Origin of the sequence: Bradyrhizobium sp. 170, assembly GCF_023101085.1 — a bacterium.
Taxonomy (GTDB): domain Bacteria; phylum Pseudomonadota; class Alphaproteobacteria; order Rhizobiales; family Xanthobacteraceae; genus Bradyrhizobium.
Window position 1 is genome coordinate 4,740,911 of the sequence record NZ_CP064703.1, and the last position, 12,332, is coordinate 4,753,242.

10 protein-coding genes are annotated in these 12,332 nt (G+C 60.7%); 5 read left to right on the top strand and 5 right to left on the bottom strand.

Features of this window, described 5'->3' with window-relative positions:
* Nucleotides 1-7: 7 nt before the first annotated feature.
* Together IVB05_RS22075 and IVB05_RS22080 are read right to left on the bottom strand one after the other, a co-directional pair.
* Nucleotides 8-1,228, bottom strand: a complete 1,221-nt coding sequence (locus IVB05_RS22075) for an LL-diaminopimelate aminotransferase (RefSeq protein WP_247777976.1) — start codon at nt 1,226-1,228, stop codon at nt 8-10.
* 281 nt (nt 1,229-1,509) lie between these two features.
* Nucleotides 1,510-1,803, bottom strand: coding sequence for a hypothetical protein (locus IVB05_RS22080; protein WP_247777978.1), 294 nt, complete (start codon nt 1,801-1,803; stop codon nt 1,510-1,512).
* Between the two features lie 290 nt (nt 1,804-2,093).
* Here IVB05_RS22080 and phaC point away from each other — a divergent pair, with 290 nt between their 5' ends.
* The 5 genes from phaC (at nt 2,094) to IVB05_RS22105 (ending at nt 8,966) form a co-directional block, all read left to right on the top strand.
* A complete protein-coding gene (phaC, locus tag IVB05_RS22085; RefSeq protein ID WP_247777981.1) occupies nt 2,094-3,899 on the top strand; it encodes a class I poly(R)-hydroxyalkanoic acid synthase in 1,806 nt (601 codons plus the stop codon).
* Nucleotides 3,900-3,969: 70 nt separating this feature from the next.
* On the top strand, nt 3,970-4,368 hold the full coding sequence (locus IVB05_RS22090) for an MAPEG family protein (protein ID WP_247777983.1): 399 nt from the start codon (nt 3,970-3,972) through the stop codon (nt 4,366-4,368).
* A gap of 418 nt (nt 4,369-4,786) precedes the next feature.
* Entirely contained in the window at nt 4,787-6,937 is a 2,151-nt protein-coding gene (locus IVB05_RS22095; protein WP_247777985.1) for a BTAD domain-containing putative transcriptional regulator, read from the top strand.
* A gap of 99 nt (nt 6,938-7,036) precedes the next feature.
* Nucleotides 7,037-7,768 carry a PEPxxWA-CTERM sorting domain-containing protein gene (locus IVB05_RS22100; protein WP_247777987.1) on the top strand — a complete coding sequence of 244 codons (732 nt, stop codon included), beginning with the start codon at nt 7,037-7,039 and terminating at the stop codon, nt 7,766-7,768.
* Between the two features lie 88 nt (nt 7,769-7,856).
* A complete protein-coding gene (locus tag IVB05_RS22105; RefSeq protein WP_247777989.1) occupies nt 7,857-8,966 on the top strand; it encodes an SGNH/GDSL hydrolase family protein in 1,110 nt (369 codons plus the stop codon).
* 81 nt (nt 8,967-9,047) lie between these two features.
* Here the strand turns inward: IVB05_RS22105 and IVB05_RS22110 are convergent, their stop codons facing one another.
* From IVB05_RS22110 to argC, 3 genes are all read right to left on the bottom strand, one after another.
* On the bottom strand, nt 9,048-10,457 hold the full coding sequence (locus IVB05_RS22110; RefSeq protein ID WP_247786841.1) for an outer membrane beta-barrel protein: 1,410 nt from the start codon (nt 10,455-10,457) through the stop codon (nt 9,048-9,050).
* Between the two features lie 187 nt (nt 10,458-10,644).
* Nucleotides 10,645-11,256: a class I SAM-dependent methyltransferase gene (locus IVB05_RS22115; RefSeq protein WP_247777990.1), complete on the bottom strand. Its 612-nt coding sequence runs from the start codon at nt 11,254-11,256 to the stop codon at nt 10,645-10,647.
* Nucleotides 11,253-12,299, bottom strand: coding sequence for an N-acetyl-gamma-glutamyl-phosphate reductase (gene argC / locus IVB05_RS22120; protein WP_247777992.1), 1,047 nt, complete (start codon nt 12,297-12,299; stop codon nt 11,253-11,255). The genes IVB05_RS22115 and argC overlap by 4 nt, the downstream gene beginning before the upstream one ends.
* Between the last annotated feature and the right edge of the window lie 33 nt (nt 12,300-12,332).

Here is a 12,332-nt window from a genome sequence, read left to right on the forward strand (position 1 = left end):
AAAGGAATTAGCGCCGGTTGGCGAGAGGAACCACGTTGTGCAACGTTTCAATGCCGCTTTCAAGGAAGCGCCGCACCCCGCGGGCGGCCTGACGGATACGTTGCTCGTTTTCCACCATGGCGATGCGGACATAGCCCTCGCCATGCTCGCCGAAGGCGACGCCCGGCGAAACCACCACGCCGGACTTCTCCACCATCAGGGTCGCGAACTGCATGCTGCCGACGCCCTCGAAGGTCTTGGGCAGCGGCGCCCAGGCGAACATCGAGGCCTGCGGCGGCGGAATCTCCCAGCCGGCCCGGCCAAACGATTCGACCAGCGCGTCGCGGCGCTTGCGGTAGGTGTCGCGCATTTCCTTGATGCAATCGTCCGGTCCGTTCAGCGCGGCGGTGGCGGCGACCTGAATGGGCGTGAACGCGCCGTAGTCGAGGTAGGATTTCACCCGCGCCAGCGCGGCGATGATGCGCTCGTTGCCGACGGCAAAGCCCATGCGCCAGCCCGCCATCGAGAACGTCTTCGACATCGAGGTGAACTCGACGGCGACGTCCATCGCGCCGGGAACCTGCAGCACCGAGGGCGGCGGATTGTTGTCGTCGAAATAGACTTCGGCGTAGGCCAGATCCGACAGGATGAAGATCTCGTGCTTCTTCGCGAACGCCACCAGATCCCGGTAGAAATCGAGGTCGGCGACATAGGCGGTCGGATTGGAGGGATAGCAGACGATCAGCGCGATCGGCTTCGGGATCGAGTGGATGATCGCGCGTTCCACCGCCTCGAAAAACTGCGGCGTCGGTTCCGAGGGCACCGAGCGGATCACGCCGCCCGCCATCAGAAAGCCGAAGGCGTGAATCGGATAGCTTGGATTGGGGCACAGCACGACGTCGCCGGGCGCGGTAATCGCTTGCGCCACGTTGGCAAAACCTTCCTTCGAGCCGAGGGTGGCCACGATCTGGGTGTCCGGATTGAGTTTCACGCCGAACCGCCGCCCGTAATAGGCGGCTTGCGCCTTGCGCAGGCCGTTGATGCCGCGCGAGGCCGAGTAGCGATCGGTCCGCGGCTTGCCCAGCGTCTCCTTCAGCTTCTCCAGCACATGGGGCGGCGTCGGCAGGTCCGGATTGCCCATGCCCATGTCGATGATGTCGGCCCCGGCATTGCGCGCGGCCGCCTTGGCCTGGTTGACCTTCTCGAACACGTAAGGCGGCAGACGGCGGATGCGGTAAAAATCTTCCATGGGACCCTTGCTCCGACAACCGGCAGGACAGAATCGGGGGAACCTTCGCGGCTATCGAAACCGGATTGGGTTTCGGTCAGAAGTCGCGCTCAATCAAGGATTTAGAGCGAATTCGGGCGCGAGGTCCCCGGAGCTCTGGACCCGCAATGCGGTTGAATTGGGTTCTTTTACCACGGGAGCCCGGCAGCGCCAGTTCTTATGGCGCTTTCAAGCCCCCGCTCCGGACCTGATCCGGGGGCGGCCGATAGCGGCCGGGACAGCGCGTCAAAACGGCGGCCTTTTCATTTCTTGGCCGGCTTTGCCGGGGTGGAAGCCGTCGCCTGACGGTCCCGGGCGGCCGTCAAATCTGACTGAATTTTAGCCAGTTCGGCCGGCTTGATCGCCTCCTCGTTGCGGTCCGGCGGCAGGTCATGCACCGGTAGATAGCCACCGGCTTCCTTCGGACGCTCGGGCGCGCCAGCCGGCACGCCAAGGCCCGGCATATCCGCGATCTGCGTCGAGCAGCCGCCGAGCGCAAATGCCGTCGCGACCAGCGCGGCAATCGACCACAGCCTTATCGTTCGATCTGCCGGCATCCGTCCGGAAATCCCCAACTACCTCTGCACCGCATCGCGATCGCATCTATGCGGTGGTACGAGCTTTGCAACGCCAAACTGTCCCGCGGCGTTGATTTCGCTCTAACCGTTCAAACCATTGTCGCCCGAAACGATTAAAGCCCGAAGAGCAAATGTGATCGGTGCGGCTGCAATGTGTACAATGTGTCCGAACACGCAAACTTTATCGCACTGCAACAGGGTTAACCCCAACCCTCTTGCCATCAATCCACGCGGTGACGAACGCGAAACGAAGCTATAGTGTCCTTGATATGAGCGACGTCAACACCGAAACGCAGTCTGCGAAAACCTTCAACGCCGAAGCCTTCGCCATGAACATCGCCAAGGCGATGGAGACGAGCGGTCAGGCGCTCGCGGCCTATCTCAAGCCGCGCGAGGGAGGGGAACCGAAGGACAAGCCGCCCAGCGAAATCGGTGAGGTCATCAAGACCTTCACCAAGGTGGCTGAATACTGGCTGACGGACACGCAACGCGCCGAAGAGCTGCAGACCAGGATGGCCAAGGCCTATCTCGATCTCTGGGGCCAGGCCGCACGTCGCATGGCCGGCGAAGCGGCCAAGCCCGCGATCGAACCGTCGCCGCGCGACAAGCGTTTCAAGGATCCGGAGTGGAAATCGAACCAGTTCTTCGATTTCGTGCTGCAGCTCTATCTGCTCACCGCGCAATGGGCGCAAGAACTGGTGAAGAACGCCGAGGGCGTCGATCCGCACACGCGCAAGAAGGCCGAGTTCTACGTTCAGCAGATCACCAACGCGATCGCGCCGTCGAATTTCATCCTCACCAATCCGGAAGTGTTGCGCGAGACGCTGGCCTCGAACGGCGACAATCTCGTGCGCGGCATGAGGATGCTGGCCGAGGACATCGAAGCCGGCCGCGGCACCCTGCGCATCCGCCAGTCCGACCCGTCGAACCTCGTCGTCGGCGTCAACATGGCGACGACGCCGGGCAAGGTGATCTTCCAGAACGAGCTGATGCAGCTCATCCAGTACACGCCGGCCACGGAGACCGTGCTGCGCACGCCGCTCCTGATCGTGCCACCCTGGATCAACAAGTTCTACATTCTCGATCTCAAGCCGGAAAAATCCTACGTCAAATGGTGCGTCGACCAGGGCATCACCGTGTTCGTGATCTCCTGGGTCAATCCGGACAAGGAGCTCGGCAAGAAGACCTTCGACGACTACATGAAGCAAGGTCCGCTCACCGCGATGGACGTCATCGAAAAGGTGACGGGTGAGATGAAGGTCCATACCGCCGGCTACTGCGTCGGCGGCACCCTGCTCGCCTCGACACTGGCCTGGCTCGCCGAGAAACGGCGCCAGCGCGTCACCTCGGCGACGTTCTTTGCGGCGCAGGTCGACTTCACCCATGCCGGCGATCTGCTGGTGTTCGTCGACGAGGACCAGATATCGACGCTGGAACGCGAGATGGAAGAAAGGGGCGTGCTCGAAGGCAGCAAGATGGCGATGGCCTTCAACATGCTGCGCTCCAACGACCTGATCTGGTCCTATGTCGTCAGCAACTATCTGAAGGGACAGGCGCCCTCCTCGTTCGACCTGCTGCACTGGAATTCCGACGCCACGCGGATGCCGGCGGCCAACCATTCCTATTACTTGCGCAACTGCTATCTGGAAAACCGGCTCTCCTCCGGCAGCATGGTGCTCGACAACACGCTGCTCGACCTGTCGAAGGTCAAGGTGCCCGTCTACAATCTGGCGACCAAAGAGGATCACATCGCGCCCGCGGACTCCGTGCTCTACGGCTCGCAGTTCTTCGGCGGCCCGGTAAAGTATGTGCTGTCCGGTTCCGGCCACATCGCCGGCGTGGTCAACCCGCCGGCCGGCGGCAAGTACCAGTACTGGACCAACGACAACATCAGGGATGTCACGCTCGCCGACTGGATGAAGAACGCGACCGAACACAAGGGCTCGTGGTGGCCCGACTGGCGGCAATGGCTGGAGAGCCTGGACGCCGAGCAGGTGCCCGCGCGCGCCGTCGGCTCCGAGGAGATGCCGCCGATCGAGGACGCGCCCGGCAGCTACGTCAAGGTCCGCGCATAGCGCCGCCGTATGCGGTTCGCTATAATCAGCCGTCCCGCGCCGGGATTCGAAATCGTTTGAGGGGAAACCAATGACGCGTGAATTGTTCTGGCTCACTCTGACCGTGATTTTGACCGGGCTGTTGTGGATCCCCTACATCATCAATCGCTGTCAGGTGCGCGGCCTTTCCGGCGCCATGGCCAACCCCTCGCGCAACGACAAGCCGCATGCGGACTGGGCCAACCGGCTGATGTTCGCGCACGACAACGCGGTTGAGAACCTCGTCATCTTCGCGCCGCTGGTTTTGATCCTCAACGCCATCGACTATTCCGACAAGTGGACCGTAATGGCCTGCGCCGTGTACTTCTGGTCCCGCGTCGCCCATTTGATCGTCTACACGCTGGGCTTGCCGATCTTCCGCACGCTGGCCTTCACCGTCGGCTTCCTCGCGCAGGCCGTGCTGGCGCTGGCGATCTTCAAGCTGGTTTGAGGCGACTAGCCCTCGGGCATCCATCTCCTTGCATCGTCATCCGGGGCGCTGAGGGGCCACTCCGGAATCCTGAGATTCCGGTTGGGTTATGGTGAACCCACTCCGGGGAGGGGTTCGGCCTTATAGACAGGCCGCGGCGGCGCTGCACCGAGCGGCCCCATTGAGGCTGGCTCAGGCCGGTCAGGAGACAAATTTCACGTTGTCGACTGCACGGCGGTAGAACATACTATCCAGGCTATTGGAAGAATTGGGCTGACGGCATTCCGACAAAATTCATTTAGCCCAGTTTGGGGCGATACGTCTTGTAACCACCCGCTGCATAAATTGTTCATGGCAGAAAAGAGCCCCTGCTCTGACGACAGCTTTTATCGGAATTGAACGGCATAGCCCATCATTATCCATGACGACACAAGGCGAAATGAAAACATCGACCGCACGATTTCAATTGAGGGTGTTAGGGTCGATAGAGCTTGCTGTAAAGGAAACCGGCGAGCCCATTCCACTTCAGTCCGCCAAGATGCGCGCCCTGCTCGTCTATCTTTCCGCGGCGCCCAACTTCAGCGAAAGCCGCCGAAAACTGGCGTCGCTATTATGGAGCAGAAGCGGCGAGGAGCAAGCGCGTCAAAGCCTGCGACAACTCCTGAGCAACTTCCGGCGAGGCGCTGCTTCGCGGGCTGCCGACATGATTGCGTTCGACGATTCGACCGTAGGGCTCGACACGTCCCTGTTGGCCATCGATCGGTCGGCGCTGGCGGACTGGCGTTCGGCGTCTGAAGCTTCGGACATCCGGCAAATTGCCGATTCGTATCGGGGTGATTTTGGCAGCGAGGCAGAAATCGGCGAGGCCGAGTTTGATGATTGGCTGGCCAATGAGCGTTTGCGAACCAGGGAGATTGCAATCGCAGTTTTCGACCGCTTGGTCCGCATGTTGGCCGAACGTGGGGAACGCGCCGAAGCTTTGTCGGTCGCCAATCGTTTGGTGGAAATCGACCCGTTGAGAGAGGAAACTCAGCGCCTTGTCATCGCGCAGGAAGCTGCAGCCTCAGGACGAGCGTCTGCCATGCAGCGGTTTGAGACATTCCGGATTCTTCTTCGGGAAGAACTGGGCGTTCGCCCTGAGGCGGCGACGCAAGAGTTGATCGAGCAGCTTCGGCGAAAAAAGGGATCGGCACCTGAGAGCATCAACGAGCCGTCCGGGGAGATTCCGGATCCGGCCCCGCTTCCCGTGCTGCCGGGGCCTGGCGCTTCGGTAGCCCGCCGAACATACAAATATGCCGTTGCTGCCCTTATCCTCGCAGCCTTGGCTGTGGGTATATCGATCGGCTATCGGGTATGGAACAGCTCCGCGGATTCGATCTCTTATGTTGGTGAAGACTCCGGCCGGGTCTCGGTCGTTGTCCTGCCGTTTGAAACCGCAGGAGGCCGCAACTTGCCAGAGGTCCAAACCGCCGGTCTTGAGGCGGAGACCGTTCTTGCCTTTGCACGCAATAATCGCCTTTCGATCGTTGCCGCGCAGGGCGGTACCTTGCCTCGCGATCCCGTCAACCTCGGGCGCTCCCACCGTGCGCGCTATGTGGTGCAGACTAGGCTCAAGGAATCTCAGCTCGAGATCCACGCAGATATCAACTTGTTTGACGCGACAACCGGTGTCAGCGTCTGGGCCGGGCCACTGTCCGTAACCGCAACGGAGTCCGCATCGGTCAGATTTGCACGCCAGTTCTATCGGTATGTCTACACCGAAATTGCGCTACACCGCGCCAAGACATTATCCGATGCCGCAACCGACTCGATCCCGGCGCTGCTATGGCGGGCCGCAGCTGCCCGAATTCGGACGCGGGTGGGTAACGCAGATACATCTGAAGTCGAGTTGTTTGAGGAAGTCCTCAAGCAGGATTCAAACCAGCTCTATGGCCTCCTCGGAGTATCGGAGCACTACATCCTGAAGGTCGCGCGCGAACAGAGCCAGGCGCGCGCACAGGATATCGAGCGTGCTAAAAGTCTTTTGCTTCGTGCGCGAGAGCAGGCCCCCAACTTGGCCGAAGTAGCCTTCGGCATGGGCATGATCGACAAGCTGCAAGGCAAGTTCGAGCAGGCCGGCCTCGAATTCGAACGCGCCTTTCTGCTGGATCGGACCCACTGGAATGCCGCCGCCCAGGCCGCACATATCAAGCTGTTTCTGGGCCGGTTTGAGGATGCCTACGCGCAAATGGAAGGGGTAACGAACTATCTGCTGCCGGACATAGCCTCGGCTGAGACTGCCTATATCGCCGGCGAAACAGCGCTCATGGCCGGATATCCGGAGCGGGCGATCACATATCTCGACCTCGCCATCAGCGGCAACCCCACCGTCTCCCGTATTCACGGAATGCGGGCGGCCGCTCTTCACCGCGCCGGCCGAAAGTCCGAGGCGGCCATCGCCGCCGCGACATCCAGGAGCCTGTCGCCGACCTATACGCCCGAAATGATGGCCCGCCGGGGTGGAATCAACGCCAGTGCCCGGTACAAATCGGCTCGCGACGAATATGTCGCGGCCTTCAAAATGGCCCTGGCGGCAGAGCCGACCAACTAAACCGCGGCTTGCGCGAGAAATTTCCCCGATTGACGGCACTTTGACGGCCACTTGACGGTGCCTGTGCTGGCCTCTGTTGCATGACAACAGGAGGCTTAAATGAAATCTCGTCTATTGGGCGCGCTTGCGGGCGCGGCGCTATGTTCGATTGCCTCGCAGGCATCCGCCACCATCGTCAATGTCACCTACCAGGGGATCGTGACCTATGATCGTGACCTGACTGGCGTTTTCGGAACTGTCGGCGGAAGCAATGATCTGGTCGGGCAGTCCTACACTGCGAAATTCACGTTCGATACCTCGCTTGGGACTTCCACTAGCAATCCGGGCCCCTACGCCGATCAGCGAGTTTACGGTGGCACAGGCTACGGCACCACGTCACCCGTGATCAGCTCGACCGTTACCATCGGTAGCGTGACGGTCTCCGTCCCCGCGACGTATATCGGTACGGCTGCTACCCAATATAATACCGATGGTTCTGGGTTTGGCCAACAAACTCACCTTGCGCGATACAATAATTCAGCAAACAACATTTACGCGGATTTGTCTTCGCAAGCCTACGTTTACGCCTACGACGGCAGCGTCCCTTTCTCGCTCACCGGCCCGTTTACCTACACTCCGACCTACGTCGGCTATCTGAGCTTTAACGACTACGTCTACGATCGCAATCTCGGCCAAGTTATTCAAGACACCTATGTCCAAGCCAATGTGACCAGTCTTACCGTCACCACGGGCGTGCCCGAACCCTCCACATGGGCCATGATAATTCTCGGCTTCGCAGGCGTCGGCTTCGCTGCCTACCGGCGCGGGAGCAATTCCGTTCGTTGGGTGTAATCGAGCCGCCTTCGGGCGGCTTTCGTTTGCCCGGACATCTTTATCTTTGGGTTGAACATTGCGGATTCGAAAATATGGAGTCTTGGAAATGATTGGACGCTTATTGATCGCAAGTTTGGGGGCTGTGCTTGCCTACGCTCCGGCTTCTGCAACACCGGTCTACAGCCAATTTATTGCGTTCGGTGACAGTACGCTCGACAGCGGCTGGTGGAAGGGGGCTCTCGCAACGCCTGGCCAGTGCGATGGTGCAGCCTCGCCTTGCGGGACCGGCAATCCCACCCGAGACACACTTATACGCAATGCTATCGCCAACGGGGGTACAGGTGCCCCGGTGGGTGTCGGCCTGATGCACTCTGAAGTGCTTGCCGGGAAGTTTGGACTGACGGCTATTCCCGCAAACCAGCCCGGAGGCACGAATTATGCAATCAGCGGATCAAAGAACGATGTATTTGCCGGGACCGGGAACCTTTATCCCAACCCCAATCTTCCATCCACCGTCGGCCAAATAAACAACTATTTGACGAGCACCGGCGGGACTGCAAATTCCAGCGCGCTCTACGTCTTCAGTTCAGGAGGTAATGACCTTTCCTACGCGAATGACACATACGGTGCGAACTTTGCTGCCAAGCAGGCGTATCTGACGACCCAAATCAATGCGTATGTAAGCAAGATCGATTTCCTCCAGGGCGTAGGAGCCAGGAATATTCTTGTTGAAGGTGTGCAAGCCAGCGGACCGCTGGGCATCTATTACAACGATACGCTTCGTGCCGCGCTCAACAGCGCTGAAGTTGACTACATATACGCCGATGTCGCGGGGCTCATAGCGACCGTAAAAGCGAATCCGACGGCGTATGGATTTACCCCATTTACGGTCGCGCCGGGAATCAATGGTCCGACGACCGGCTCCGCGTGTGTTGCTGGCGCAGGATCGGGATGGGGTCAATGGTGTGCCAACAAGACCACCAGTGACGGTACTTACGCGCGGCTGAGATCAGTCGATTCCGAGGAAACGAGCTTCTATTCTGACGATCAGCATCTTTCCGCAGCAGGGCAACGAATCCTGGCCGAGTACGAATATGGTTTGTTGCAAACCGCCATCCCCGAGCCCTCGACATGGGCGATGATGATCCTCGGCTTTGCTGGCGTCGGATACATGGCGTATCGACGCAAGTCAAAGCCAGCATTGATGGCCGTCTGATCCATCATCAGGGTTGAATTGAGAAGCCGCCTGCGGGCGGCTTCTCGTTTGCGACGAATCTTCTTGCCTCTGAAACAGCGCTCAGTACTTCGCAACGACCGGCGAATTGAAGTGGTAGTTGATGCCGGTGCGGAAGACGTGCTCGGTCACCGAACGGGTCGCGGTCGCCGTGGTAGCGCCGATGATGAAGTTGTCCGACGTCGAGCCGAGGTCGACATAGAGATATTCGGTCTTGGTCGTCCAGTTCGGGCCCAGCAATCCCAGCAGCGTAAACGGTGTTTCGATGCCCGCGCCTGCGGTCCAGCCAGTATTGGTGTGCGAGAACGATTGCGTGACCGGGCCGACGAAGGAGTTCGTGTTGATCTTGGTCTTGATGCTGCCGTAGGCGAGACCGCCGGTCGCGTAGAACAAGGTCGATCCGACCGAATAACCCAGCCGCCCGCGCACAGTGCCGAACCACGGCAACGTGGCATCGTAAGCCGCCATGACCCCGGGTGTGCAGGTGAGAACGCACGTCTTGTTGTCTTTCTGGGTGCTGCCCTGAATATCGGCCTCCAGACCGAATACCCAGTTGGCCGCCTGCCAGTTGTAGCCGGCCTGGACGCCGCCATTGATGCCATCAGGCGCGAGGTTGAAGGTTTCGAGAATCGCCGCGGCCGGTACGCTCAGCGAGCTGCGATCGCGCCCGGTGCCGGATCCGAAATTGCCGCCGAGATAGAAGCCGGCCCAGTTGGCCGCGGCGACCGGCGCATAGGCCGAATTGCCGCCGATGCGGTAGTTCAAACCTACCCGAAAGATGTTTTCACGAATCTCGGTGTTGATCGGGGTCGCAGCAAACAGTGTCGAAGCGTCGGTCTTGTTGCCGAGATTGAGGTAGAGATACTCGATCTTTCCGGTCCAGTTGCCGCCCAGCGCGGCTTCGACACCGCTGCCGACAACCCATCCACTCTGTGTACGGTCGGTCGAAAACGTCGAGTTGACGCCGAGTGCCGACTGGGTCGCATCGGTCTTGACGTTTCCGAACGCGTAGCCGGCGGTCACATAGCTCAGCACCGGACCATTGGCGATGCCGATGCGCCCGCGCGCGGTCCCGAACCAGTCGAGCTTCTGGCGATAGGCGGTGTTGACCCCGAGAATCGCAAAATTGGTGCGATCATCGCTCAGGCCGGCACCCTGAATATCGGCTTCGACACCGAAAACGATGGGTCCAAGCACCGAACCCGTTTGCCAGTTGTAACCGATCTGGCCGCCGCCGAAGCCCCCTTGCGGCGAGACGTAGAACGAATAGGGCGATCCTGCGCCGATCCAGTCGTGCTGAAAGCGATCACGGCCGATACCGACGCCGGCGTTGACGCCGATGTAGAAGCCGGTCCAGTCGTAGACGGCGGCCAATGCGGGAGCTTTGGTGTAAGGGCGGGCGGCGAGGTCTGCGGCGATCGTCGGGGCGGATCCCAGGCCAACGAGAGCGGTGGCCAACAGGTACTTCTTCAATTTCATTTACGGCATTCCCAGTCCGGCATTCCAAAACTTTCCAACACACGCGCTGTTGGCACTCGGAATGTGCTTACTGGATTCGTATCTTAAAGCTGTAGCCTGCCAGCCACATCCTCCGGGGATTTCTCTCACGTGACGAACTGCGGCAATATCCGGGCAATATCACGGGCTTGGAAGCCGTTCTTCAGCCGCCTTTTCGAGCCACGACGAACAACATCGACGCTATCTTGTCGTCGAACCCTCTGACTTCGCCGCTCTCGATCGACAGCGAGTTCCACCGGCCCGCTTTGGCATAGGTCGCGTGCAGCCAGTCCGGCGACGGGTAATTGTAATAGCGATTGAGCGTATCACGGCCGCCGCCGTCGCCGGCCTTGTAGCTGGCGTAGAAGACGCCCGCAGGCCTCAGCGCGCGCCAGATCCGCGCAAGAACATCCGCGAGCTCCGGCCTCGGCACATGAAGCAGACAGGCATTGGCCCAGACGGCGTCATAGGCATCGACCTCGTCGAGTTCATGAAACAGCAGCGTCTCGACCGTGCGGCCGAGATGCTTTGACGCGACATCAGCCATTTCCGGCGATCCGTCGGTCGCGCGCACCTCGAATCCACGCGCCAGCATTTCCGCGGTGTCGCCACCAGCGCCGCAGCCGAGTTCGAGGATGGAAGCGCCCGGCGGAAGCGGCGCCAGAAACGCCGTCAACCGCGCCTGGCGCGAGGTGAACGTGCGCCTGGCATAGGCCTCGGCGTTGCCGCGATAGAACTGCAGCGTCTCCTCGTCCACCGCAGCACCTCGTGTCATGGGAACAGCGCGATCTGTTCCAGCCCCGCCGTCTCGGGGAGCCCGAACATCAGGTTCATGTTCTGGATCGCCTGCCCGGCCGAACCCTTCACCAGATTATCGAGCGTGGAAATCACGATCGCCCGGTTCTTGATGCGGTCGGCGACGACGCCGATCTGCACATAGTTGGAGCCGCGCACGTTCTGGGTTTGCGGCAGCACGCCCTTCTTCGCGACATGCACGAACGGTTCGTCAGCGTAAGCCTTCTCCAGCGCGGTGCGCAGATCGTCCGGCGTTGCGCCGTTGAGCTTGACGTAGGACGTGCAGAGTTCGCCGCGCGCCATTGGGATAAGATGCGGCGTGAAGTTGATCGTCACCGCGGAGCCCGCGGCGACGCCGATCTCCTGCTCGATCTCGGGCGCGTGACGGTGGGTGCCGACCGAATAGGGCGACAGCCCCTCGCCCGCCTCGCTGAACAGCGTGTTCTGCTTCAATCCGCGCCCGGCGCCGGTGACACCCGATTTCGCGTCGATGACGATATCGTCGACGTCGATCAATTTGGCTTTCGCAAGCGGCACCAGCGCGAGCAGCGCCGCGGTCGGATAGCAGCCGGGACAAGCGACCAGCCGCGCGGAGGTGATCTTCTCCCGGTAGAACTCGGTGAGGCCATACACGGCTTCGCCCTGCAGCTCGAGCGCCCGGTGCTCGTGGCCGTACCATTGCGCATAGGTGTCCTTGTCGCGCAGCCGGAAGTCGGCCGACATGTCGAGAACCTTGATCTTCGGGTTGGCCTTGAGGACGGCGGCGATGATCTCCTGCGTGGTGCCGTGCGGCAGCCCGCAGAACACCGCGTCGAGGCTGGTCCAGTCGACCTTTTCCCATTCGACCAGCTTCGGCAGATCCAGCATGAAGAAGTGCGGAAACACCTCGCCCATCGACTTGCCGGCGTGGGTATTGGCTGTCAGAGCCGTGATCTCGGCATTCGGATGCCGCGCCAACAGGCGCACCGCGTCGGCTCCGGTGTAGCCGGAGGCGCCGAGAATGCCGATCTTCTTCGAGCTCATCACGCGTTCCTTTCAGGCGTCATTTGCAGGCGC